This is a genomic window from Citricoccus parietis, assembly GCF_042433045.1.
In the GTDB taxonomy this organism is placed as follows: Bacteria; Actinomycetota; Actinomycetes; order Actinomycetales; family Micrococcaceae; genus Citricoccus; species Citricoccus parietis.
In genome coordinates this window covers 176,631-201,937 of the sequence record NZ_JBHLWH010000021.1, presented here as the reverse complement: position 1 = coordinate 201,937, position 25,307 = coordinate 176,631, and the positions used below count along the sequence as shown (strand labels likewise).

The following is a 25,307-nucleotide window of genomic DNA, read 5'->3' as shown; positions in this document are numbered from 1 at the left end:
AGGACAACGTAGCCATGGCCCAACAGACACTCGAACAGCAATTGGACTCCCCGTGGGACGGGGCACGCTTCGCCCGGGAACGCACCACCGGGGTGCTGCTGGGGCTGAGCTGGTCCCAGGTCATCACCCTCGGGGTGGCCTTGGGGTTGATGCTGCTGCTGGTGTTCACCGGCGGCTTCCCCCGCGGGCTCTTCACCGCCCTGGTCCTCGGTGCGGTGGCCGCCGGGGTCGTGGTGCCCAAGGTGATGGGCCGGCCTTTGATCGGTTGGGCCGGGTTGTGGCTGCGCTACCTGGTCCGTGGGGCCCGGGACCAGCTGACCTTCGTCCGCCGCGAGGACACCGACGATGGCGAGACCCCCACCGAACCGTCCTCCCCGGTGCTCTCTCCCGGGGAAACCAGCACTGCCCGGGATGAGGCCGGGCGGATCAAGCCCGGGTCCGGTTCCCGGTTCCGGTTGCCCGGGGAGGCCAACGAACTGCGCGTGTACACCCTGCCTGGTGGGGCGGGGTTCGTCTACGACCCGCGCCGGGGTGAGGGCATCGTGTGCGCGAAGATCAACACCTCCAAGGCCTTCGCCCTGGAGTCCTTCGACGCCCAGGAGGACCGCACCGCGAACTGGCGCGAAGCCATCTCAGCGATCGCTCGGATGCCCGGGGTGGCCCGCGTCCAGCACGCGGACCAGACCACGCTGATCTCCGGGTCCAAGGTGATGGAGTTCTACAATGCCAAGGGCGCCGAGGCCACCGGCGAGGGCCGACCCAGCGGGGAGGCGGTCAACCCGTTCCTGCACGCGGCCTTCGTGGAGCTGATGGCCGAGGCCCAGGACATGCCGGTGCACGAGACGTGGATGACGGTGGTCCTCTCCCGGGACAAGGTCGCCAAGCGCATCAAGTCCCTCGGCGGCGGCCTGTCCGGGTTCATGAACCTGGCCCTGTCGGTGATGACGACCATTGAGGGCACTCTGCCGGCCTCCGGGACCACCGTGCAGGCCTGGCACTCCCCCCGGTCTTTGGCCGCCCTGGTCCGTTCGGCGTTCGATCCGCGGGCGTCGGTGGTCATCTCGGAGCGTTCCGGGGACTGGGTCGGGGTCGCCCCCGGTTCGGCCGGGCCGATGGCGATGGAGGTCTTCACCGACCATGTGCGCACCGACGGGTACCTGCACCGCACCTATAAGGTCTCGGAGTTCCCCCAGTCCCAGGCCCGCCTCGGGTTCTTGGAGCCGTTGATTTTCGCCGGGGACTTCCGGCACACCGTCTCGGTGGTGTGGGTGCCCCGCGATGCCCGGGGGGCGTTGAACCATATCCAGCGGCGCAAGGCCGACTGGCGGACCACGACCCGGCTGTTGGACAAGCTGGATAGGCCTCACACCCTGGAGCATGATCGGGAACTGGAGGACATCGACCGGGAGGAGACCGAACTGGTCGACGGTCACGCCCGACTGGACCTGGCGGTGCTGATCACCGTTACCGGCGCCGACGAGATGGAGCTGGAGGCCAACTGCTCGGACGTACTGGCCCGGGCGGTCAACGCCAACTGTGAGTTGCGTGTGGCGTATCTGGAGCAGGACTCGGCGCTGCTGGCCGCGGCGCTGCCCTTCGGAATGGTGGATCTGTGATGACTAAGACAACGAGCAAGCGCCAGAAGATCGAGGTCTTCGACGTCTACGAGGCCAACCGGGCGGACAAGCGGGCCTCGGCCACCTCCACCCGACAGGTGATCAAGGACCTCAAGGCCATCCAGGACCAGACCACCGAGACCACCGGGGACTTCCCACGGCCCACGTGGGGTCGCGGCGGTCAACGCCGGCCGAAGTCCCTGCACGGAACCGGGATCCTGCACACGCGTGGGGTGCCGACCACCGCCCACACCGGGGCCACCGCGTACCCGTATGTGGCCGGGACCTCGCTGGGCGCCGACGGGCTGTACATCGGCCGGGATCTCAACGGCGGCGGCGCGTTCTGCTTCGACCCTTGGCGGTTGTATGAGCGCGGGGTCATTTCCGGGATGAGCATGATCCTGTTCGGCCAGATCGGCACCGGAAAGTCCTCACTGGCCAAGTCTTTCGCAGTGCGCCTGGTCCAGGCCGGCCGCAAGCTCTCGGTCGCCTCGGACAAGAAAGGTGAGTGGACCCGAGTGGTCCGCGCCCTGGGCGGGTCGGTGATCCAGGTCGGACCGAGCATGGGAACCCGGCTTAATCCCTTGGATCCGGGTACCCGGCCCTCACTGAATGCCCAGGGTGAGCCGCTGACTGATGAGGGGTGGGCGCTGATGGTCCGCACCCGGCGCATGGCCATCCTGGTCACCCTGGTGCGGATCCTCACTAACCGGGAGTTGTCCCCGGCCGAGCACCACGTGCTCTCTCTGGCCATGGACACTGGAGTTCAGGCGGCACAGGCCAAGAGCACGGTGGTGGTGATCCCCGATGTCATCGACGCCCTGGAGGCCGCCAAGGACCACCCGGATCAGTTGGTGGCCGACGCCTCTTCGGTGATGGCGATGACCCTGCACCGGATGACGACCGGGGACCTGGCCGGGATGTTCGACGGGGAAACCACCGCGTACTTTGACGCCGATGCCCCGGCGACCTCGATCGACACCTCCGCCCTGCAGGGGGCCAGCCCCGAGGCGGTCCGGGTGGTCAACGCCTGCTCGGGAGCGTGGACCGAGGCCATGGTCACCACCAGTGACGGCGGGCAGCGCCTGGTGATCTACGAAGAGGGATGGGACAACATCTCCTCCGAGGCAGATCTACAGCGCATGGTCGAATCGTGGAAACTGGCTAGGGCCTATGGCATCTTCAATGTGCTGATCCTGCACAAGGTATCCGACCTACAGATGGCCGGTGACGTCGGATCGAGGATGGCCGCGATGGCCAAGTCCCTGCTGGCCGACGCCGACGTGAAGGTTATCTACCGCCAAGACCGCTCCACGCTGAAACTCACTACCGACGAGCTCGACCTCTCTGACCGGGAACGGTCTCTGCTCAAACACCTGGGCAAGGGGGTTGGCCTGTGGCGGCTGGGTGGATCCAGCTTCGAAGTGAAGAACGATCTGACCCGCGTCGAGTTGGCGCTGTTCAACACCGATGAACGCCTCGTCACCACCACCGCTGAGAGGCAGGCTCGGGCATGAGCTGGAACGCGCAGAACCGCCAGTCCACCACCGGGGCGGACACCAACGCCCTGCCGTTGGCGATCCTCGGGGTGATCTGCGTGTACGGGGCTTACGTGCTCGTCGGGGCGCTCACCAACCGGGCCGTGTGCGGAACGTTGGCATGGCCGGAGTCCATCGTGGCCCCGCTGGGGTTCGTGGTCACCGGCGACGGGACCGCCTTCGGTTCGGCCGCCGGGTGCTCCGCGCCCACCGGAACCCTCATCGCCGCGTACATCGGCCTGGGGCTGCTGCTGGTGGTGTTGGTCGGGGCCGGGGCGTATGCGTGGATGCGGTACCGACAGTCCGACAAGGCCTTCATCCGGTCCATCCGGTGGCGTGAGGGCATGGCCCGCGGCCCGGAGATCCGCCGGGCGGTCGGCGCGGGCGCGGCCCGGAAGAAGGCCAAGAAGGTGCGGCCGAGTGTGAAGCACCCCAAGCCGGCCGACGCGGCCCTGCTGTTGGGCTCGGCCGAGGGCTCGGCGGTGTGGAGCTGCCTGGAGGAATCCGTGGTGCTGATCGGCCCGCCCCGCTCGGGTAAGGGCCTGCACCTGCTCATCGGGGCCATCTTGGACGCCCCGGGCCCGGTGATCACCACCAGCTCGCGGGCCGACAACCTCGCCGCCACCGCCAGCCTCCGCGCGGCCAAGGGGCCGGTGGCCCTGTTCGACCCCCAAGGACTCACCGGGCAGCCCACCACCCTGAAGTGGTCCCCGATCACCGGGTGCGAGGTCCCCCGGGTCGCCAACCAGCGGGCCACCTCCCTGATCAGCTCGTCTGGGCTGGGGTCGTCCTCGACGAACGCGGAATGGCAGGCCCCGGCGGTGACCATCATGGAATGCCTGCTCCACGCCGCCGCGCTGGGCAACCGGACCGTGGATGACCTGATGCGGTGGGGCAACAACCCGGCCGAGGCCAAGGAGGCGGTCAAGATCCTGGCCGAACACTCCGGCGCCGCCTCGAACTGGAACCTGGTGCTCCAGGGCATCATCGACGGCGAACCCAAGCTGCTGCAGAACAAGTGGTTCGGCGTGGAGGGCGCGGTCAAGGGCCTTTCCGTGCCCGAGGTCCGCGAGGTCCTCAAACCCACGAGGGTCGAGGAGACCCTGGACATCGATAAGTTCCTGTCCGAGAACGGGACGCTGTACATCGTGGGCACCAAGACCGGCGGGTCCTCCGCCGGCCCGTTCTTGATCGCGATGATGGACTCCATCACCGAACGAGCTCGCGAGATGGCGGCCAAGTCCCCTGGCAACCGGCTCGACCCGCCATTGACGCTGGTGCTGGACGAGATCGCGAACATCGCCGGGGCCTGGCCCGGACTGACTCAGATCATGGCAGACGGCGGCGGTGTGGGCATCAGCGCGTTCGCCGTGTTCCAGTCCCTGGCCCAGGCCCGAAACGAGTGGGGCGAACAACCGGCCACCGCCCTGTTCGACGCCGCCACCGTGAAGATCCAGCTCGGCGGGGCCTCCAACGTGACCGACCTGGAGCTGTTCTCCCGGCTGGCCGGTCAACGCCAGATCACCCGGACCTCGACATCCCACGGCAAGGACTCGTCCTCGACCTCGGAGCAGCTGCACGACACCGAGGTGCTCACCGTCTCCGAACTACGCCGCCTGCCCTTCGGCTGGGGGCTGCTGCTGAACCGCAACGGCCGGCCCATCCTGATGCGCATGACCAAGTGGCCCGACCGCAAGGACGCCCAGCAGATCGCCGCCGCCGTCAAGGCCTACAACGCGGAGTTGGCCGCCGAGCTCACCGGCGGGGCCGAGGTGCTGTCCTCCACCCCGACCAGTGCCGATACCGCCGAGGCTGGGCACCTCAGCGACTGGGCCGCTTCCGTGCCGGTGCGATGAGGACCGGCCCATGGCACGACTCTCACTGACCCGCACCGGCTCCACCGACTACCGGGCATACCTGCGATCCCCGCAGTGGGGGTTCCGGCGGGTGCGCTGGTTCCGCGACGCCCGGGCCCGGGGCTGCGAGCCGGCCTGCCCGGTCTGCCAACTCACCCTGACCGAGGCCGGCACCCTGGACCTGCACCATCTGCGCTACGACGGCGTCCGGCGCGAGACATCCACGGGGGCCTGGAAGGCACAGGAGAAAGATGATGATCTGATGCCGATGTGCCGGGCCCACCATGAACAACTGCACGCTTTCCTGGATGCGCGTAAGGAGTACTTTGGCTGGGACCGGCGCCGTGCCACCGTGCTTATCGTCGTCAGGATGATCCGCCGCCACCGAAAGAAGACCCCATGACCACCAGTGCCCCCGTCCCCGGCTCCACCGAGCCGCTGAACTGCGAACTGTGCCAGCGGGTCTCCGTGCTGGCCTTCCACACCACCAGCACCGATCTACTCGACCGCGCCGCATGTCGCCGCGCCGACGGGGACGGGATGTGGCTGTGCTCGATCTGCGAGGAAGCCGTCCACCGCTGGATGGCCGAACACGCGGGCGAAGGCTCCGCCCAGGCCGCGGTGGACGAAATGATCCAACGGCTGCTGAAGCTGATCGACGAACCACCACGGAAGTACCGCCGCCAACGCCGCCCCGACGCCGGCGCCTGACCCTCGAGTGAGCCGCCGCTGATCCCCCTCCCGCGCGACATACACCACTGCGCTCCGGCTCCGAACTGTCTCCGAGCAGGCCATAGGCCTTGCCGGATCAGACAGCAGCGATGAGGAGGGCGACACCGGTGACAGGCAACCCGTGGGTGGACGACGAAGACGACGACACCTGGCTGAACCAGAAGATCCCCGGCCCCGAGCAGACCGACGGTGAGGCAGCGGCTTCCCCGCTGCCGTACCTGGACCCGGAGGTCGAGGCCGCCCTGGCCGCCGAGGGGCCCCCGGAGTGGCTGGGCACCCGGTGGCGGACGATCGAACCCGGACAGCAATGGGACGCCTGGAACTGGCTACGCCGCTGGGTGGACTGGTTCATCCGCGAATACCGGCTGACCACCTCCGATGTCCCGGCGTGCTGGTACCGGCACCCGGATTTAACCGCCGAGCTGTATGCGGCGATGTGCATGGAGTACAAGGTCTGGGAAGAAGGTGCTCCCGGGCTGGCCCCGATGATGATGTGGCACCCCAACGTGGCCCAGCTCCGGACCCGGCTCAAGGAGATGACCCACGAGGCCGGCTGCGTCCAGGCCGGTGGCCATAAGGAACCGGTCGCGTATTCCGGCACCGTGGGCGCCTACGAGCTGGACTACGACGAGGACGACTGGATCACCGCGGCCTCGACCATCCGCACCGAAAAGGTCATCGACCGCCCCACCACCGGGGTGAGGATCATCCGGGCCCGTGCCGTAGACACCGACGGCGTCGAGCACGGGTCCTCTGACCCGTTGGGCCTGCGCGCCCGGTCCGTGGCCGAGGTCGGTTCAGTGCTCCTGGCGTACACCTCCGCGACCCCTGGCCAGGCCGGGGTCGCGGTGAACATCACCGGCGGACCCGAGGACCTGACCGTGGTCTGGGAGGAATCCCCCGACGGGACCACGTGGGCCGACCTGAACACAGCAGAGGACGAAGAGGCCCTCCACCAGGGCGCTGATTTCAGCACCGACGAAAGGCAATGACTGTGACGACTGACCAGCTGGAGCTCCGGGCAGACATTGAATGGTTGAAGAACGTAGCCGGGATGGAGGAGGCTTCCATTGCCGAATGGGACACGGCCGCGTGGGAGCAGTGGTCGAAGGCCATGCACGCCGACCCGCACGGCCCCAATCCCAGCGTCCCGGCATGGATGCAACCGCTGCTGACCCGGTGGCATGTCGACTTCAGCGCACCCTTCCCGGCCGTGGCCCAGCTGTGGCCCACCGGACACGACTGGTTCGCTGAAACCGACGCACACCCAGAGCTGACGCTCACCGTTGACGAAGCCTGGGACGGTCCGGCACCGAGCCTGGCCCAGGTCCGACAAGCGTGGCAGTACGCCGCCTCCCAAGGGGCGACCCCGTTGGTGAATCTCACTGTGGTCCCGGCGGCCCCGTGGGGTGAAGCCGTCGTGGGCCAGATCGAGGCGTTCTACGTCGTCACGCAGACCCCTGCCTTGGACACCGGCGAGGGGCTGGCGCGAGTCCTGGACGCCCCCGGCTCGTCCAGGACGACGCCCTTCCCGGACGTGACGCAGCTGATGCACCATGCCGGTCTGCCCGCCCCTGGCGCTGAGGCCAGCTTGCACGCCTGGGAATGGATCTACTGACCGGCCCAGGCACCACCAGGAATAGCGGGGGCCGGACACCGTGTGTGTCAGCACGGATAGGCGTGATCACTGTCGAACTGAAGGTACGACGTCGGCATCGGGTTGGCGGTGGCGAACAACAGGAGGTCGATCATGGTGGCAGAAGAACGGAACGTTGAAGGCGTGATCGTTGGTGTGGAAGTGGAAGGGGAAGATCGGCAGAGCACGGCGTTGATCGAGACGGACGACGGGCTCCGCGTGGAGGCCGCCTTCAGCCACGATGATCTTGTGGCTCCGGAGTTTTTCTGCGAAGGCACGCGGATCCGTCTGGATGAACCGGTGCAGTACGTGTATGGGGATACGGTGCAGGGCCCAGATGGGGAAGTGATCGACGTGGAACCTCAAGACCGGACACCGTTCGTGCGACCCAAATCTGCCGAGTGGGTCGACGGCATCGGCCAGGCCCACGCCCTGGCCGTGGATTCGCGCCAGGTGGCGACGGCCGAGACCACTCAACGAGACAAGGAGCGAACCATGACAAGCGTGGGGAAGAAGACGGTCCAGGGCAATCTGACGGCGGACCCTCGGCAGGTCCAGACGAAGGCCGGCCAGGACATGGTCGTGTTCAAGATGGCCGAGAATCACCGTCGGTTCAACGAGAGCTCCCGGCAGTGGCAGGACGTCGATCCGACGTTCTACGACGTCGCGGTGGACCGGGACCGGCTCGGAGCCAATGTGCTGTCCTCGCTGCACAAGGGCGACCGGGTGACGGTTTCTGGGAACTATCAGGTGGGTGCCTACTCCACGAGTACCGGCCAGCCGGGGCTCAACCACCGCATCTGGGCTGAGGACGTGGCCGCGTCGATGCAGTACAACCCCGTCACGGTGCTGCCCCGCGAGCAGAACCGGGGCCGGGATTCGCTGAGCCAGTTCGCTGGACAGGCCGTGGATCAGGGTCTGCAGCCGGAGAAGATGACGCCGGAGTCGTTCACGAGCTGGGCGGCACAGAACCCGGTCAAGGTACCGGGCGCACAGCAGGGGGCCGGGGTTTCCCGGTAGCCGGACCGTTCACTCACCGTCGCTCGGCGGCCGGGGGCTTGACTGCTTTCCGGCCGTCGTGCAGTTATGTCAGTCAGGAGTCCTAGCGTGGCGAAGCGAAGCAATCAGGTTGCCGGTCAGATCTCGGTGTTGGACCTGCTGGCCGAAATGGAAGGAACCGAGGATGCAGAACGGGACGATGCGGGAGGACAGGATGCGGGACGGGACGATGCCGGATCCAATCGAGGACCCGATACCGGAGCGAGCCAGCCAGTTCCTGGCCGGGGAGCAAGCCCGGTGGGAGACGGACCGGTCGGTGTGGCAACACCCGCACGAGGCGACGCCGTACGGGCACTCCCTGGTTCAGACCTACCAGACGGCGCACCCGGACGGGGAAGTGACGGTGATCGACCTGATGCTGGGCCTGGACCAGTACCAGGGCGCCAGCCAGGACTTCGAGGACTACCTGATGGGGATCGTGCAGTCCCGGGCGATGCAGCTGGCCCCGGACCGGGTGGAGCCGGCGGAGGCCGAGGCCCTGTTGACGCTGCCGAAGCGGGCCCAGCTGCGGGTCTTCGACCAGTTGACGGTGCTGGCGGAGCAGGTGTTCGACTGGATGCGGTCCCAGGGGATGGACCCGGTACCGGGAGCGAACCGGCTGCCGGAACTGGTGACCGAGGCGGACCGGAAGCGGGCCGAACAGGACTGACCGGGTCCCCGGTCGATTGGACCGGGGGCACCCAGCGCCCGGCCACCGCGACCCGCCGGTTCCTGGCGAACGTGGCGGCCCTGCAGACCGTGGCCGAGCTTGAGGGCGCCGGACGGTACGCCACCATGCAGGACCAGGACGAGCTGTCCCGGTGGTCCAGTTGGGGGGCGCTGCCGGAGTTCTTCGACGACACCGCTGACACCTTCTCCGCCGAGGACCGGGCCTTGGTGCGGGAGTTGCTGGGCCCGGAGGGATGGGAGCAGGCCAAGGCCACCACCCTGAACGCCCACTACACCGACCCCGCCCACGCCCAAGCCATCTGGGGGGCACTGTCCCGGGCCGGGTTCAAGGAGGGAAGGGTGCTGGAGCCGGGGTGCGGGTCCGGGGAGTTCATCGGCCAGGCCCCTGCCGGCACTGACATGGTCGGGGTGGAACTGGATGCCACGACGGCGCGCATCGCCGCCCACCTGCATCCCTCCCACGAGGTCCACGCCGCCGGGTTCGAGCAGGTCCGCCTGGGTGAGGACAGTTTCCACGCGGTGGTCGGCAATGTCCCGTTCGGCTCGTTCCCGGTGGCCGATGCCCGGTACAACGGGCAGAACCTGTCGATCCACAACTACTTCATCGCCAAGTCCCTGCGGCTAACGGCCCCAGGCGGGTATGTGGCGGTGATGACCTCGACCTGGACGATGGACGCCCAGCGGGCCTCGGCCCGCCGGGAGTTCGCCCGATACGCCGACCTGGTGGGCGCAGTCCGCCTGCCCAACGGGGCCATGCAGGACAGTGCCGGTACGGACGTGAAGACCGACGTACTGATCTTCCGGCGCCGCGAGCCCGGGGCCACAATCGACCAGGACGCCATCGCCGCCTGGGTGGAGCCCGCGGTGATCGAGGCCCCCGACCGCGACGGGGAAATCCATCAGGTGCCCGCCTCGGCGTACTTCCGTGACCACCCGGAGAACGTGCTCGGTACCCTGCGGGCGGCAAGTGACCCCTGGGGTGGGATGTCCTACCGCGTGGACCCACCCACCGGGGACCTCTCCGCGCTGCTTGCGGAGCGGTTGGGTGCGGTGGTCGATGAGGCCGCCGCCCACGGCCTGGGCTACTCCCCCGACCCCCGGCCCGTCGAGCACTCCCCGGGGCTGCACTTCCCGCCGGTGGCCGAGGCCGCCGTGGGCCATGTCCGCTTCGACCCGGCCGCTCAGGGCTTCGCCCGGTACGGGGCGCAGCTGGAGTGGGCGCCGGTCAAGGTCCCGGCGTCCCGGGCCGTGGAGGCCCGCGCCCTGCTGGTGCTGCGGGACCAGGCGGTCCAGGTGATGCGCACCCAGTCCGAGGGACAGGGCCAAGAGGCCGCCGAGGCCGCGCGGGAGAAGTTGCGGTCGGGCTGGCAGCAGTACGTGAACGCCTATGGGCCGATCAACCGATCCGAGGACATCTGGAAGACACCGAGTGCGGCCGAACTGCGCCAACGGGTGAAAGAACTCGAAGCTGAGTGGCGGGCCACCCTGCCCGAGGATGGGGAGATGGACCGCTCCGAGGTCCCCATTCCGGACGAGCTGGCCGCCGCATGGCAGGAGCAGGCCACCGAAAAGATCCTGACCGCCCGGCGCCAGCCGCACCTGGAGTTCCTCTCCGGGGATCCCAAGCTCGGCCTGCTGCGCGCCTGCGAGAACTTTGATGAGCAGGAGCAGACCGCCGGGCCGGCCGCCCTGCTGACCCGGGACATCATCGAGTACCGGCCCCGCCCTGAGCGGGCCGAGTCGGTGGAGGACGCCATCGCGATCAGCCTGGACGAGACCCGCACCGTGGACGTGGACCGGGTGGCCGGGCTGCTGAGCGTGGACGCCGACGAGGCACAGACGGTCATGGCCGGGCACGTGTTCACCGACCCCGAATCCGGGGTACTGACCCCGAAGGTCACCTACCTCTCCGGCAACGTCCGGGCCAAACTCGCCGCCGCCCACGAGGCGGTTCAGAACGGCGGGGAGTACGCGGTGAACGTGGCTGCCCTTCAGGCGGTGCTGCCGGCGGACGTGGACATCCGCGACGTGGTGGTCAACCCCGGCGTGCACTGGGTCCCGCAAGACATCTACGAGGACTTCGTCCGGGACACCTTCGAGGTCGCCACCGAGGTCAAGTTCAACCCGGCCGTCGAGGCCTGGGAAATCGCCTCCCCCAAGGGCGGGTTCTCTCCTAGCGTGCGGTACCAGTGGGGCACGAACAAGCGCACCCCGGCGGCCCTGCTGGCCGCGACCATGAACTATAAGTCCGTGGTGGTCCGGGAGAAGGACGCCGACGGCACCTACCGCAAGGACGAGGCCGCGACCACCGCCGCCCGAGAGAAGGTCGAGGCCCTGCGCGAACGGTTCAACGTCTGGGTCACCGAGGACCCGGCCCGCGCCCAACGACTGCAGAGCCTGTACAACGAGGCGTTCAACTCGATGGTCGCCCCCGACTACGACCAGATGGGGCAGGCGCTGGAGTTGCCCGGGCTGGCCGCCGACCGGACCCCGTACTCCTACCAGCGCTCGGCCGTGGCCCGGGCGGTGAACGAACCGGCCGTGCTGCTGGACCACGTGGTCGGGGCCGGCAAGACCGGCACCATGGTCATGGCCGCGATGGAACTGCGCCGCACCGGCATCGCCCACCGCCCCGCCATGGTCGTCCCGAACCACCTGGTGGAGCAGATCAACCGGGAGTTCGTGGAGTGGTACCCGGACGCCAACGTCCTGGCGGTGCCGACCGGGCTGAGCGTGGCTGGTCGGCGGGATTGGATGGCGATGGCCGCCGCCGGGGACTGGGACGCGATCATCATGCCCCAGACCGTGTTCGAACGCGTCGAGATCGACCCGGCCAAACGCGCCGAATGGCTCCAGGAGCAACTCACCGAACTCGATGAGCTGATCAAGGACGCCGAGGCGGGCATGTCGGTCAAGCGGGTCGAGGCCGCCAAAAAGCGGGTGGAGGCCGCCTACGAGAAGGCCACGAGGATCACCGACCCGGGGATCACCTTCGAGGAGACCGGCATCGACTACCTGTTCGTGGACGAGGCCCACCACTACAAGAACCTCGCCCGCACCTCGGATTTGGGCGAGTTGGCCTGCCCGGGCTCGAACCGGGCCACCGACCTGGACTTCAAGCTCCGCGCCCTGCGCGAACGCAAGACCCTGTCCGCCGAACGCGCCGGGGTGGCCACGTCCACGTATCTGCCGGCGGTCGCGACCTTCGCCACCGGCACCCCGGTGTCCAACTCCATGTCGGAGATGTGGGTAATGCAGCACTACCTGCGCCCGGACTTGTTGGAGGCTGCCTCGGTGGACACGGTCACCGTGTGGGGTCAGCAGTTCACCAAGTCCCAGACGACGTTGAAGCCGAAGATGACCGGGGACGGCTTCGACCAGGTCACCAAGATCGGCAAGTACGTGAACATGCCCGAACTGATGGGCCTGAACCGCACCTTCACCGACACCGTGCAACGCGACCAGTTGGAGGCCACTCTGCCCAGTGTCCTCGGCGGGGACCGGATCCTGGTGCGCCGTGAACCCTCCGACCAGGTCCGCGACTACATCACCGACCTCGCGGACCGCATCTACCAGCTCTCCGGGTTCCCCGAACCGGGGGCGGACAACATGCTCAAGATCATGGGCGACGGGCGCAAGGTCGCCCTCGACGGCCGCCTCGTCGGCCTGGACCCCGACTTCGACGGCGGCCGCGCCGTCGCCGTGGTCGAACAAGTCATGGAAGTCCACGAACGCACCAGCGACCGGCAATACCAAACGGCCACCGGGGAGGTCTCCGAGGTGCGTGGCGGACTGCAGATCATCTTCTGCGACCAGTCCACCCCGAGGCCAGATCAGTGGAACATCTACCACGAGTTGCGCGACCAACTCGTGGCCCGCGGCATGAGCCCCGAGCGGATCGCGTTCATCCATGACGCCGACACCGACGAGGCCCGCCAAGAGATGTTCACCCAGGCCCGGGACGGGCAGCTCTCGGTGATCATCGGGTCGACGGCGAAGATGGGCACCGGCACGAACATCCAGCGCCGGGCCATCGCCCTGCACCACGTGGACTGCCCATGGCGGCCGGCCGACCTGGAACAGCGCGAGGGCCGGATCATCCGGCAGGGCAACCAGAACACCCAGGTGGAGATCTACTCCTACGCCACGGAGAAGACCTTCGACGTGGCCAGCTGGGACATGATCGCCCGCAAGGCCCGCTTCATCGGCCAGATGAAACGCGGCGACCTCCAAGGACGTGAGGTCGAAGACGCCGTCGCGGACCTGGAGTTCAGCGCCTCCAAGGCCGCCGCCGAACTCTCCGGCGACCCACGGATCGAGCAGCTGGCCACGCTGCAGATGCGCATCGAACAGCTCACCAGCCTTCAGGCCTCCTGGCGTAACCAACGCTCCGCCACCCGGGCCGAACTGCGCATGAACCAGAACAGGGTCACCCACCTGCAGGGCATGCTCCCGCGACTGGAGGCCGTCACCGAGGCCGTCACCTCCACCGAGGCGGACCGCTTCCGGTTCACCCGCTCCGACGGCGCCGGTACCTCCGACCGGATGGTCGCCGGACAACTCATCGCCGCCGCGTTGCGCCGCCAAGCGGCACGCGCCGACCGCCTGGACTTCCTCGACGCCACCGAGCCCGAACCCCTCGGCACCCTCGGCGGGGTCCAGCTCGGGGTGGTCCGGTCCGGGAACACCGTGCAGCTGATCCCGATGGGCCTGCCCTCGGTGCACAAGTCCTGGCCGGTCCCCAAGCTCCTCGGGGAAGACATGGGACCCCGGTCTGCCGTGCAGTCCGCCGAGGCCTTCGTCGCCGGCCTGGGCGGGGAACTCACCCGTCGACGGGCCGAACTGGCCAAGCTCACCGAGTCCATCCCCGCCGTGGATCAGGCCCTGACCCAGCCCTTCGAGCACGCCGACGAACTCGAGAACCTCAAACGCGAGGCCGCCGGGCTGGCCGAGGACATGGCCCCCACCACCGAGGGGACCGACGAGGTTCCGGTGGAGCTCTCCGGCCAGCAGCTGGCCAAGCTGGGCGACCTGGAACGCACCGACCACCGGCAGGGAGATGTGTGGAACGTCGGCAAGGCGTATTGGCGCGTCGGGGTTCACACGGACGAGCGCACCGGAAGGTCTCATGCGGTGTGCTGGCCGGCCGAGGAAGACCGGCCGGCGGACCTGGCGGCGGCGACCCCGGCGTTCTCCGTGCTGCGGTCCGGGAATCTCATCGCCCGCATGTCCGACCAGCTCAGGCCCGTCGAGCGGGAGATGCTGGAGTTGGACACCACCCGCCACCAGCGCGTGGACCACCTCTGGCAAGTCCCCAGTCAGACCGGAGTCCGGGTCCGCGTGCAGGACCGGGACGGGGGCATCGTCGAGGGCACCATGGACGACCGACAGCACCTCCAAACGGACTCCGGGGAACGGATCCGGGTCAACGACCTGGACACCGGACCGGGCATCATCCTGGTGGACGCCACCAGCCCGGAGCAGATCGCCGCCGAACAGGCCGCCGCGGCCGCCAAGGCCAAGCAGCGCACCGCCCACGACTTCCTCCCCGGCGAAATGCTCGGGGAGGACATCGAGCACTTCGGCTATGCCGGAGACGTCGTCCGTATGGACAACTCTGGCTACGGCAGCTTCCGCCCCGTGGCGGTCAGCCCCGACACCGGGCGCATCCGCGAGTCCACCCCCTGGCGGGTGGAGTCCCGCGAATGGAAGACCACTCCCCCACTGCGGCTCACCGAGGACCAGAGGACCATCCTCTACGGTTCCGCCCGGTTCACGGTGACCATCGAGGACCTGCGCCCCGGGGACGTCGTGGCTGCCACCGACATCGACAACCACGCCCGCACCAAGGAACCAGTCACCATCACCGGCATCAGCGGCGACACCACCGTGAACCTGCGGTACCGCAACGAACAGGTGACCGGGGAGGGCAAGAAACGTTCCGAGAGTGAGGTCACCGTCCTGGACCGCACCCACGGGGCGCTGACCGGCCACGAACTCCTGGCTCTCGCCCGCCCCGAGGCGGACCTGCCGCCACGTATGGCGCTGCGGGAACTGGCCCACCAGGAACCGACCGGACAGCACGTCCTAATCGACCTGCCCACCAAGAGCGAACTGGCCGGCGGACTCATCCCCGGGCGACTGCAGAACGTGGAACAGGAGCAAAAAACCGGGGCAATGGGACGACGGATCACCGTCAACCAACTCGTCATCGAGACCTCCGACGGGGATACCCTGCGCATCCCCGCGCCAAGCGGCGGACATGCCACCGTGGTGGATCAACCGGTGAGCCTGACCGAGTTGCGCCTGGCCCCGGTCCCAGAAGCCACGCCAGAAATTCAGCAGACGAAGACCGTTCCGGCGGGCACCACCGTCACCGGGGACGTCTACCAACGCTCCACCGGCACCGAATCGGAGCCTGCACCGCAGCCACGGCAGTCACCGCAACCGGACCCGGCCCTCGCCTACCAACTGCACGCCACCCCAGCCGTCACCAGCGCCTCGCGGGGTCTGGCATGAGGCCCGGCCGCGCAAATACGCCCCTGAGGTGTCCCTGTGATGGGTGAGGGTGGAGTGGCGGAACGGGAACGAGCCAAGGGGGCACTGGCTTGGGCACCGCAGAACTGATCGGCTGGACAGGACTGGCCGTAGGCTTCGCCGGAGTTTTCGGCATCTTCGCCACGAACCGCGCCCTGCGCAGGCTGATAACCCTGGCGATGAGCGCCTGCCTGATGGTCTTCGCCCTCCGTCGAGCTTAAGTGCTCGCGGGTACGTGTCACCTGGACGGAGCGTACGAAGCTGACCTTCGCTACCACGCCAGTTTGCCCCGCAAGCGCTCTAGCGGGATGAAGTGGTAACTCGATCCATGCCTGTTCTCCGCGCACAGCGTTGTGAGCCAGAAGATCCACCCCAGGTTGGAGCATCCACGATGCGCCGCGAATCCCTTCTCTACTCCGCCACCCCGCGTCACCAATGCGGAACCGAACCCATTCGAGGGTGCTAGAAATGGTCTGTGAATTGTAGCCAGCGACTCGATGCGACACCGTCTAACGTGTGTGAACCCATTCACCTTGCGTAAATCGACTGGATAGGTATAAGCTAGCAAAACTAGATCAGAAGGGAGGCTCGCCGGGAGCCCCTCCATATCGGAAAGGCAAGATCATGATGAGGAACACCTGCCCCTACGGGGCTCCCAACGCCCGCGACTTGTGCGGACGGACTCTTTACTTGGTGGACATCGAGAACATGGTGGGCAGTAGTGCCCCCACGCGTAGCGAGGTCGCCCAGATCGAACGTCGCATTTGCGCTGCAGTGCAGCCCTGTGCGGGCGACCACACCGTGGTCGCGGCCAGCCACCACAACGCATTGGCAATGAGTCTTGGCTGGACCGGAACGGCCCAGCGAAAGTGGCGCAGTGGGATCGACGGGGCCGACTTGGCTCTCCTGGAGGCAGTCGCTGACATCCCTTGGATCGCCGAGCGATATCGCCGGGTCGTCATTGCCTCCGGGGACCACGCGTTCACCTTCGCTGTCGCGTCGCTTCGAGCCGCCGGCGTGGAGGTCATCGTGATTCGCCCTGACATCGGGTTTTCTTCCGCCCTGCGCCGGGCAGCGGGACCCAACGTGGTCTCCCTGGGCTCGCGCCCCCCCGCCAACGTCGTCAACCTGTTCACTCACACGAAGGACGCAGCATGAGCACGCCCGCCACCCTCACCCTCAGCGCCAGCGACATCGCAAAGCTGGCCGACGTCGGCCGCTCCACGGTCAGCAACTGGCGCAACCGTTACCCGGACTTCCCACAGCCTGTCGCAGGAGATACCACCAGCCCCCGCTTTGCAAAAACGGAGGTCGAGCAGTGGCTTGAGGACCACGGCAAGAAGGTCAAGGACATCTCCCTCGGCCGGCATCTGTGGAGTGCGATGAACGGTATTCGCGGCGCTATTGAGGCCGAGGAAGCCGGAGCAGTTGCGGCCGACCTGATCGTCTGGAGATACGTCTCCGACCGTGAAAGCGACGGCTTCGATGACGCGCTACCAGCCGAGACGCAGTGGTCCCAGCTGGTCGGTTCGGGCATGTCCCGGGACATGGCGGAACTGATCCGCAAAGGCATGTGGGCCTATGAGGAATCACATCCAGAACCTGCGCCTCTGTTCAACGCAATTCATTCCAGCTCCCCCGGTTACGATCAGGCACGCGACCAGGAGTTGCTGCTGAGTCTGGCGCTTCCCGTGGTGGATCACCTTGGGCTCGAGCAGTTGGAAGAGGCCTTTGAGAGCTTCCAGGACCAGATCACCCGCTCGGTGCGACGCGGTTACGATTCGGCGGCCACCAGTGACACGTTGGTGAACCTCGTGGCGACCCTCGCCAGTAGCATTCCCGGACCGGTGCATGACCCCGCCGTGGGCTCGGGCCGGATGTTGATGGCCACGGCTCGTCACGGTGAGAATCGGACTGCACTCACCGGTCAAGATATCGATCCCCGTGCCGTCATCCAAGCGAACCAGCGCGCCTTGCTCGCTGAACACGCTCGGGTCGACCTCCGGCACGGTGACGTCTTCGCGGTGAACCACTTCGACCAGGCACTGGCCCAAGTCGTGGTCATGGACCCGCCTTACGGGGTGAGGGGCCACAACACTGAGCACCTCTACCTGGACCCCCGTCTGCCCTATGGCACGCCACCGAAATCCAGCATGGACTTGGCCTGGCTCCAACTGGCCACCTGGTATCTCGGGACAGGAGGACGCGCGTTCGTGCTCCAGCCGGCCGGCAGCGCGTTCCGGGGCGGGGCTGAGGCAAAGATCCGTGCTGCCATGCTGCAGGCCGGAACCATCGAGGCCATCATTGCTCTGCCCGCCGGGTTGGCTTCCCACACGCGGATACCGCTGAACCTGTGGGTCCTTGCGCGTCCCGGAGAGGTCAGCGACGCAGACCGGGTCCTGATGATCGACCACAGCGAGACCAAGGACATCGACCCCGATGCCCTTACCACGGCCCTGCAGGACTGGCGAGAGAACCGTACCGTTCCCACCGCTTTACCCGCCGAAGCCGTCTCCATCGCCGACATCCTTACGGTCGCGGATAAGACCGATGTGAACCCGCGCCGATGGCTCTCCTCTGGTATGGACGCACCGGATTTGGAGAGCGTGCGGTCAACGGTCGAGTCACTCCACCGCGCCGCGGCCAGCACCCGAAAGCTGACCAAGCTCACGGCTGGATCCATAGCAGCCGGCACGCAACCTCCGAAGCTCGTGTCTATCACTGACCTGGAAAAGGCCGGCAGTCTCGAGGTCCTGCGGACCCGCGAAACCATCCGAGATGCCGACCGTGGCACGGACGGCACCCCCATCGTGTCCGGCGCGTGGATCCGTGGGGACGCCGAAACGCGCACGGTCGAGCTCGGCCTGTTCAAGACGACCCCGACTATCACTCAGCCCGGTGATGTCCTGCTGCAGAACACCGGCGGACTGGCCGCCCGGGTGGATGCTGAGGGTGGGCGCGTGCTCACCAGCAACAGCTTCCACCTGCTGCGTCCCCTCAGTGACAACTTGCGCCCTGAGTTCCTCGCGGAGTTCATTGTCAGCGCACACAACCGAAGCCAGGCACAGGGCGCCGCCATCCAACGCATCCGCCTGCAGGATTTGAAGGTTCCGCTGCTCCCGGTGGAGCAGCAGGACAGCATTCTGGAACGTCTCACCGAGGTCCGCACCCTGCAGGAATCCGCCACCGGGATCCTCGACGCAGCTCGCCAATCCCGAGACGCCCTCGTCGATGCAACCAGTGCCGGAACCATCAGCATCGGTTAGTCCCCGGCGGCGACGCCACCTGGCATGCCCGCGCGGGCGTGCCAGGTGTTCACGAGGCCGCCACGGACACCAAGCCTGCCAGCGGCTGGTCTGGAATGTCCTCCCTGACGACTAGGGTCAAGTCGTACTAGCTCAACGAAGGGAAGCAATGGCACCGAAGGGATTCGCGGACAAGGTTTCGTTCGTGTGGAAGGTGGCCGACAAGCTGCGGGGCACTTTCAAGCAGCACGAGTACGGCTCGATGATGCTCCCCTTGCTCGTGCTTCGACGCATGGATGCGGTGCTGTCACCGACCAAGGACGCGGTCCTGGACCGGGCCGTGGCCAGCGGTGCCCTGCAGGCCGACCGCAAGAGCCTGGGGAAGGCTGTTGACGAGGGCGTTGACATGCTCCTCAAGCGCGCCTCGGGCCAGCGGTTCTATAGCCTCTCCCCCCTGACGTTCGCTTCGATGCTGCAGAACGACAAGGAGCTGGCCGAGCAGCTGGCCAGTTACATCCGGCGGTTGTCCCCGGACGCGTACGCGGTGATGGAGGCCTACAACCTCGACGACAAGATCACCCGAATGGACCGCGCGGGCATCCTCTATCCCGTTGTGGCGGACTTCGCCGACCTGGACCTGCGCCCATCGGTGGTCAGCAACGAGGCGATGGGTTACATCTTCGAGGAACTGCTGCGGAAATTCTCCGAGATGAGCAACGAGACCGCGGGCGAGCACTACACCCCGCGAGAAGTCATCGACCTCATGGTCGAGCTGCTCCTGCACGGACGCACCCACGCGGAACTGACCGAAAACCCCAAGCCGGTCCGCACCGTCTACGACCCGGCCGCCGGCACCGGCGGGATGCTCATGGGCGCTCTGCACGGCATCACCCAAGCCAACCCCGACGCCAAGGTGCACGTGTACGGGCAAGAACTCAACGCCGAGACCTGGGCGATCGCCCAGTCCGACCTGATGTTGCAGGACACCAATCCCGAGCAGATGGCCCCGGGGAACTCCCTGACCCAGGATGCTTTCCAGGGGAAGAACTTCGACTTCGTGCTGGCCAACCCGCCCTATGGGGTGGACTGGAAGTCCTACGCCAAACCCATCAAGGACGAGCACGAAAAGCAGGGCTTTCATGGCCGCTTCGGCGCCGGTCTTCCGCGAATTTCGGACGGGTCGCTGCTGTTCTTGCAGCACATGCTGTCCAAAATGAAACCCGGCGGTTCCCGGGTGGGCATTGTCCTGTCCGGATCACCGCTGTTCTCAGGCGCCGCCGGCTCCGGAGAGTCGGAGATCCGCCGCTGGATCCTCGAGCAGGACTGGCTCGAAGGCATCGTCGCCTTACCGGACCAGATGTTCTACAACACCGGCATTTCCACCTACGTCTGGATCCTGTCCAACGACAAGGCCGCTGATGACCGCGGTTTGGTCCGCCTCATCGACGCCCGGCAGATGGGCACGAAGATGCGCAAGTCCCTCGGCGACAAGCGCAAGGAACTCACCCAGGACGCGATCGCCCAGATCGCCCAGCTCTACGGCGGGGCCAAGTCCGAGTTCGCCGATGACCCCAAGGTCAAGGTCCTGCCCCGGGAAGAGTTCGCCTTCCAACGCATCACTGTTGAACGGCCCCTGAAGCGAAGGTGGGAAGTCACTAGCGCGGCCGTCGCCATTGAGCCTTTTGACCAGTACACCCACCTCGTCGGGCGACGCTTCGACACCGAGAAGACCTTGCTCGCCGAGGTCGGGAATCTGACGGCGAAGGAGAAGAAGACCTTCGCCACGGCCTGCGCGGTCACCGACCCCGGCGCACCCGTAATCACCAAGCGCAATGGGACCCTCGAACCGGACCCAGATCTGCGCGACCAAGAGAACATTCCCGTTCCTGCTGGTTTCTTCGACCTCGAAGACGCAGCACGCGACAAGGGACTGCGAGAGTCAGCCGAGGCCCACCTGATCAGGGAAATTCACCCCCACGTCCCCGACGCATGGGTCGACCACACCAAGACCAAGGTGGGTGTCGAGATTCCCTTCACCCGCAAGTTTTACGCCTACGAACCGCCGCGTCCGGTTGATGAGATCGCTAGAGAGATCAAGCAGCTCGAGGAGGAGATCCAGGGTTGGATGACAGGGCTGGGGCTGTGACGACTGTTTCATTGCGTCACGTGGCCGATGTGTGGACCAGCAGCGTGGACAAGCACACGGTCGAAGGCGAGCTGCCCGTGCAGCTCTGCAACTACACAGATGCCTACAAAAGGGACCTCGTGCGGCCAGGGCCCGACCTTATGCGGGCGACAGCCACGGCCGATGAAGTTCGTAAGAACCGGCTCCGGATCGGTGACACGGTTTTCACCAAGGACTCTGAAGATCCCAAGGACATCGGCATCTCAGCATTCGTCGATGGAGAGGCCGACGACTTTGTCTGTGGCTACCACCTTGCCATTGCGCGTCCGTTCGAGGCCACCCATCCGCGCTTCCTCAACTGGGCCCTGAGAGCGCGGCCAGCCCTCGACCACTTCAGCGCCCACGCGGCAGGGATCTCCCGGTATGGCATCTCTATCTCTGATCTGCGTGCCGCACCCGTTCCGCTGGTAGACGTTGAGCAGCAGCAGCGAATTGCAGATTTTCTTGACGACCGCGTCTCCCGAATCGACCGAATCATCGCCGTCCGCCGCGAGCAGGTGAAGTTGGTGAAGGCTGCTCAACTTGAAGCCGTTCGGGTGAGGACCACAATGGGCCGATCGCGCTCAACGCGGCTTAGCGGCGTGGACTGGATGCCGACCATTGGCAGCGATTGGCAACTCTGGCGAATCGGACAAGCGTTTGAAACTGGCAGCGGCACCACTCCCAAGTCCGACCGCCCGGAGTACTACGGCGGAGACTTCCCGTGGGTTACGACCTCCGATCTGCGTGACCGGCCCATCGCCTCGGTCCCACGATCCGTGACCGAGGCTGCCCTTCAGGATTATTCCGCGCTGCGAATCTTCGCGCCTGGAACACTGCTGATTGCCATGTACGGGGCAACTGTTGGACGACTGGGTCAGCTCGAAATCCCGGCGTGCGTCAACCAAGCTTGCTGTGCACTGATCGAACGAGGTCCCGTTTCGGCAGATTTCGCCTTCTACTGGCTCTTGGCCCATAGGCGGGAAATCATGGGCCTCGCCTCAGGAGGCGGCCAGCCCAACATCAGCCAGGAGATCGTTCGCAGTCTGCGAGTCCCTACACCTCCACGCTCACTCCAAGACGACCTGGTGCAGGAACTCAAGCAGCGCCAGAACGAAACGAACGCAGTACTTACCGACCTGAGCGGTTCCATCGACCGCCTCGCCGAGTACAAGTCCTCCCTGATCACAGCCGCTGTGACGGGAGAATTGGACGTGGCGACTGCTGGTTCCACTATTCCGGGGTGATCAGGTGAGCAACACGACTGAGGCGACGTTCGAAGGCAACATCGAGGCGCGCCTGCTTTCGCAAGACTGGGACGCGGTGCCTGCGTCATCGTACGACCGTGATCTCGGCCTGTTTCCGGAGGAAGTGATCGCCTTCGTCCAGGAGTCCCAGCCCAAGGCGTGGGACACCCTTGTTGCCCGTCACGGGGGTGAGGCCACCGCGAGGCAGCGGTTCCTGAAGGTCGTCGCCGACGCCATCGACCACCGTGGGACGATCAGCGTCCTGCGGGGCACGGTGAAGGACTCTGGGGTGACGGTGCGGATGTGCTGGTTCAAACCGGCCAACACCCTCGCCCCCGAGCTGCTGGAGCGGTACGCCGCCAACCGGCTCGCCGTGGTCCGCCAACTGCACCACTCCGAGTCCAACCCCGCCGATTCGCTCGACCTAGTGCTGGTGGTCAACGGAATCCCCGTCGCGACCGCGGAGCTGAAGAACCCCTTGACCGGGCAGGGGCTGGAGCAGGCGATGGCCCAGTACCGCACCGACCGCAACCCCCACGACAAGATCTTCGCCAAGCGCACTCTCGTCCACTTCGCGGTCGACCCGCACCAGGTCGCGATGACGACAAAACTGGCGCGGCAGGACACACGCTTTCTGCCCTTCAACCAAGGTTCAGCCGGCCCCGGGAGTCCGGGGTCGGCAGGCAATCCGGCCAACAACGGCTACCAGAGTGCGTACCTGTGGGAGCAGGTGTGGGACCGCGATGCCTGGCTAGAGCTGCTGGGCAACTTCATCCACACCGAGAGCGGGCGAGTTCTGTTCCCACGCTTCCACCAGTGGCACGCCGTCCGGTCCATTCTCGCCGCCACCTACGCTGATGGCGCCGGTGTCGATCGGCTGATCCAGCACTCGGCCGGGTCGGGCAAGTCGAACACCATCGCGTGGACGGCGCACTCCCTCTCCCGACTGCACGACGCGACTGATCAGCCGATTTTCGACAAGATCGTAGTCATCACCGACCGTCGCGTGCTGGACAGGCAACTGCAGGACACGGTGGCCGGACTGGACCATACGCCAGGCACCATCGTGCGCGTCGACCAGCACTCCTCCCAGCTGAAGGAGGCGCTGGAGGGCAACGCCGCCCGCATCATCATCACCACGCTGCAGAAGTTCCCCGTCGTTGCGAAGATCGCCGCCGAGGAGGCCGCAGAGGGGGAAGCGAAGGGCGTGGCCGGGCGCAGCTTCGCGGTCATCGTGGACGAGGCGCACTCCTCGACCACCGGGGATGCGGTCAAACAGCTGAAGACGGTTCTCTCCAGTGGCGAGGGCGCCCTCGAGGAAGCGGAAGCTGTAGAAGCCGCAGCCGAGGCCGCCGACGAACCCGACGACGTCCTGTTGGAGAGTGCCCGAAAGCGGGGCAAGCAGAAGAACCTTTCCTTCTTTGCTTTCACCGCCACTCCGAAGCCGAAGACCCTGGAGACCTTCGGTCAGGCCGGCCCGGACGGGATCAAACAGCCCTTCCACACGTACTCGATGCGCCAAGCCATCGACGAAGGATTCATCCTGGACGTGCTGGCGAACTACACGACCTACGCGACTTACTACAAGCTCGCCACGGCCAGTCCACGTGTCGATCCGGAACTGGACTCCTCCAAGGGCCGGGCGGCGTTAGCACGGTTCGCCTCCCTGCACCCGTACATGATGGACGCCAAGGCCGAAGTGATCGTCGAGCACTTCCGACAGAAGACCGCCCACAAGATCGACGGACACGCCAAGGCGATGGTTGTCACCCGCTCCCGACTGCACGCGGTACGCACCCAGGCCGCCATCCAGGAATACATCCAGCGCAAGGGATACGACCAAGGACCGCACCCCTTGCGCGCCCTGGTCGCGTTCTCCGGAACGGTGACCGACCCGGACGCGCCCGAGCTGGCCTACACCGAGTCCATGCTGAACGGCTTCCCCGAGTCCCAACTGCCCAAGCGTTTCCGCGAGGACTTCCAGGTATTGGTCGTCGCGGAGAAGTACCAAACCGGATTCGACGAGCCGCTGCTGCACACGATGTACGTCGACAAGAAGCTCTCCGGGGTCAAGGCCGTCCAGACGCTCTCGCGGCTCAACCGGACCCATCCGGGCAAGCAGGACACCTTCGTCCTCGACTTCGCCAACACCGCGGAGGAGATCCAGGCCGCCTTCGAGCCGTTCTACGAGCAGTCGCTAGCCCAGCCGACCGACCCGAACGTGCTGTACACGATGGAGCACGATCTGATGTCCGCCGGCGTGCTCGCCGTGGACGAACTCACAGCGGCCACGAAGGCGCTGCTGTCGAACGAGCCGGCCGAGCAGCCGGTGATCTACGCCAATCTCCATCCCGCGGTGGGGCGGTTCTTGGCGCTGGAGGAAGAGGATCAAGCAGAGTTCCGGGCGTCCCTGACGCACTTCTGTCGGGCGTACGCGTTTGTCGCGCAGGTCATGCCGTGGCCGGACGCGGATCTGGAACGGCTCTTCCTTTACGGCAAGCTATTGCTGCACGAACTGCCGGCGCTGGATTCCGACCCGATGCCTCAGTTGAGCCAGTCGGTGCAGCTGACTCACCTGCGGTTGGCCGTCACCGGTGAAGGAGGCATCGCTCTGGCAGCCTCCGAGGAACCGGGAAGCGCCTTGCCGGGCGAGGGCAAGGGGACAGCGACCGACCCCGTGCTCGACAAGCTGTCCGCACTGATCGAAGTGATGAATGAGAAGTACGGCGCGGACCTTGGTGAGGCCGACAAGGTCTGGATCGACCAGCAGCGGACCGTCGTCATGGAAGACGACGAGATGGCCGTGGTGGCGTTGCACAACGATCGCAACCAGTACCAGCTCGTGCTTGAGGAGAAGGTTAAGGAACTCCTCCTCGAACGCCATGAGAAGAACGGTGAACTGTTCAGTCAGTTCTTCGCCAACCCGGACTTCCAACAGATGTTGCTGGGCTACCTCGGCGGCACGTACGACGAGTTCCGCCGGAGGGCGAGCTGACATGACGGGTATC

At 66.5% G+C, this 25,307-nt stretch carries 16 protein-coding genes; all 16 read left to right on the top strand.

The genetic code is table 11. The features are described 5' to 3' along the window. The first annotated feature begins 14 nt into the window (after positions 1-14). The 16 genes from ACFFIO_RS07975 to ACFFIO_RS07900 all read left to right on the top strand — a co-directional run bounded on the left by ACFFIO_RS07975 (position 15) and on the right by ACFFIO_RS07900 (position 25,294). Complete coding sequence (locus ACFFIO_RS07975) at positions 15-1,616, top strand: SCO6880 family protein (protein ID WP_378041052.1); 1,602 nt, start codon at positions 15-17, stop codon at positions 1,614-1,616. Further along, on the top strand, positions 1,616-3,133 hold the full coding sequence (locus ACFFIO_RS07970; RefSeq protein WP_378041051.1) for a putative type IV secretion/conjugal transfer ATPase: 1,518 nt from the start codon (positions 1,616-1,618) through the stop codon (positions 3,131-3,133). Before ACFFIO_RS07975 ends, ACFFIO_RS07970 begins: the two co-directional genes overlap by 1 nt. Then, entirely contained in the window at positions 3,130-5,010 is a 1,881-nt protein-coding gene (locus ACFFIO_RS07965) for a type IV secretory system conjugative DNA transfer family protein (protein ID WP_378041050.1), read from the top strand. The genes ACFFIO_RS07970 and ACFFIO_RS07965 overlap by 4 nt, the downstream gene beginning before the upstream one ends. Positions 5,011-5,020: 10 nt before the next feature. After that, entirely contained in the window at positions 5,021-5,413 is a 393-nt protein-coding gene (locus tag ACFFIO_RS07960; RefSeq protein ID WP_378041049.1) for a hypothetical protein, read from the top strand. Beyond that, on the top strand, positions 5,410-5,721 hold the full coding sequence (locus ACFFIO_RS07955) for a hypothetical protein (protein ID WP_378041048.1): 312 nt from the start codon (positions 5,410-5,412) through the stop codon (positions 5,719-5,721). Before ACFFIO_RS07960 ends, ACFFIO_RS07955 begins: the two co-directional genes overlap by 4 nt. A gap of 128 nt (positions 5,722-5,849) precedes the next feature. Further along, positions 5,850-6,734: a hypothetical protein gene (locus ACFFIO_RS07950; protein WP_378041047.1), complete on the top strand. Its 885-nt coding sequence runs from the start codon at positions 5,850-5,852 to the stop codon at positions 6,732-6,734. 2 nt (positions 6,735-6,736) lie between these two features. Next, positions 6,737-7,360, top strand: coding sequence for a hypothetical protein (locus ACFFIO_RS07945; RefSeq protein ID WP_378041046.1), 624 nt, complete (start codon positions 6,737-6,739; stop codon positions 7,358-7,360). A 132-nt stretch (positions 7,361-7,492) separates the two neighbouring features. Further along, positions 7,493-8,398: a single-stranded DNA-binding protein gene (locus ACFFIO_RS07940; protein WP_378041045.1), complete on the top strand. Its 906-nt coding sequence runs from the start codon at positions 7,493-7,495 to the stop codon at positions 8,396-8,398. A gap of 163 nt (positions 8,399-8,561) precedes the next feature. Beyond that, positions 8,562-9,086 (top strand): hypothetical protein, encoded by a 525-nt coding sequence (locus tag ACFFIO_RS07935; protein ID WP_378041044.1) that lies wholly within the window; start codon positions 8,562-8,564, stop codon positions 9,084-9,086. Between the two features lie 71 nt (positions 9,087-9,157). Beyond that, positions 9,158-15,625 (top strand): helicase-like domain-containing protein, encoded by a 6,468-nt coding sequence (locus tag ACFFIO_RS07930; protein WP_378041043.1) that lies wholly within the window; start codon positions 9,158-9,160, stop codon positions 15,623-15,625. A gap of 89 nt (positions 15,626-15,714) precedes the next feature. Further along, positions 15,715-15,864 carry a hypothetical protein gene (locus ACFFIO_RS07925; RefSeq protein ID WP_378041042.1) on the top strand — a complete coding sequence of 50 codons (150 nt, stop codon included), beginning with the start codon at positions 15,715-15,717 and terminating at the stop codon, positions 15,862-15,864. Between the two features lie 472 nt (positions 15,865-16,336). Further along, on the top strand, positions 16,337-16,801 hold the full coding sequence (locus ACFFIO_RS07920; RefSeq protein WP_378041041.1) for an NYN domain-containing protein: 465 nt from the start codon (positions 16,337-16,339) through the stop codon (positions 16,799-16,801). Next, complete coding sequence (locus ACFFIO_RS07915; RefSeq protein WP_378041040.1) at positions 16,798-18,909, top strand: N-6 DNA methylase; 2,112 nt, start codon at positions 16,798-16,800, stop codon at positions 18,907-18,909. Before ACFFIO_RS07920 ends, ACFFIO_RS07915 begins: the two co-directional genes overlap by 4 nt. A gap of 148 nt (positions 18,910-19,057) precedes the next feature. Next, positions 19,058-21,034: a type I restriction-modification system subunit M gene (locus ACFFIO_RS07910; protein WP_378041039.1), complete on the top strand. Its 1,977-nt coding sequence runs from the start codon at positions 19,058-19,060 to the stop codon at positions 21,032-21,034. Between the two features lie 44 nt (positions 21,035-21,078). Continuing rightward, positions 21,079-22,299: a restriction endonuclease subunit S gene (locus ACFFIO_RS07905; RefSeq protein ID WP_378041038.1), complete on the top strand. Its 1,221-nt coding sequence runs from the start codon at positions 21,079-21,081 to the stop codon at positions 22,297-22,299. Between the two features lie 4 nt (positions 22,300-22,303). Next, positions 22,304-25,294, top strand: a complete 2,991-nt coding sequence (locus ACFFIO_RS07900) for a type I restriction endonuclease subunit R (protein ID WP_378041037.1) — start codon at positions 22,304-22,306, stop codon at positions 25,292-25,294. The last annotated feature ends 13 nt before the right edge of the window (positions 25,295-25,307 follow it).

Excerpts from the sequence above, each read along its gene's own strand:
- ACFFIO_RS07915 (WP_378041040.1), top strand. The coding sequence starts at position 16,798 with ATGAGCACGCCCGCCACCCTCACCCTCAGCGCCAGCGACATCGCAAAG.
- ACFFIO_RS07910 (WP_378041039.1), top strand. The coding sequence starts at position 19,058 with ATGGCACCGAAGGGATTCGCGGACAAGGTTTCGTTCGTGTGGAAGGTG.
- ACFFIO_RS07975 (WP_378041052.1), top strand. The coding sequence starts at position 15 with ATGGCCCAACAGACACTCGAACAGCAATTGGACTCCCCGTGGGACGGG.
- ACFFIO_RS07960 (WP_378041049.1), top strand. The coding sequence starts at position 5,021 with ATGGCACGACTCTCACTGACCCGCACCGGCTCCACCGACTACCGGGCA.
- ACFFIO_RS07935 (WP_378041044.1), top strand. The coding sequence starts at position 8,562 with ATGCAGAACGGGACGATGCGGGAGGACAGGATGCGGGACGGGACGATG.
- ACFFIO_RS07970 (WP_378041051.1), top strand. The coding sequence starts at position 1,616 with ATGACTAAGACAACGAGCAAGCGCCAGAAGATCGAGGTCTTCGACGTC.
- ACFFIO_RS07955 (WP_378041048.1), top strand. The coding sequence starts at position 5,410 with ATGACCACCAGTGCCCCCGTCCCCGGCTCCACCGAGCCGCTGAACTGC.
- ACFFIO_RS07965 (WP_378041050.1), top strand. The coding sequence starts at position 3,130 with ATGAGCTGGAACGCGCAGAACCGCCAGTCCACCACCGGGGCGGACACC.
- ACFFIO_RS07940 (WP_378041045.1), top strand. The coding sequence starts at position 7,493 with ATGGTGGCAGAAGAACGGAACGTTGAAGGCGTGATCGTTGGTGTGGAA.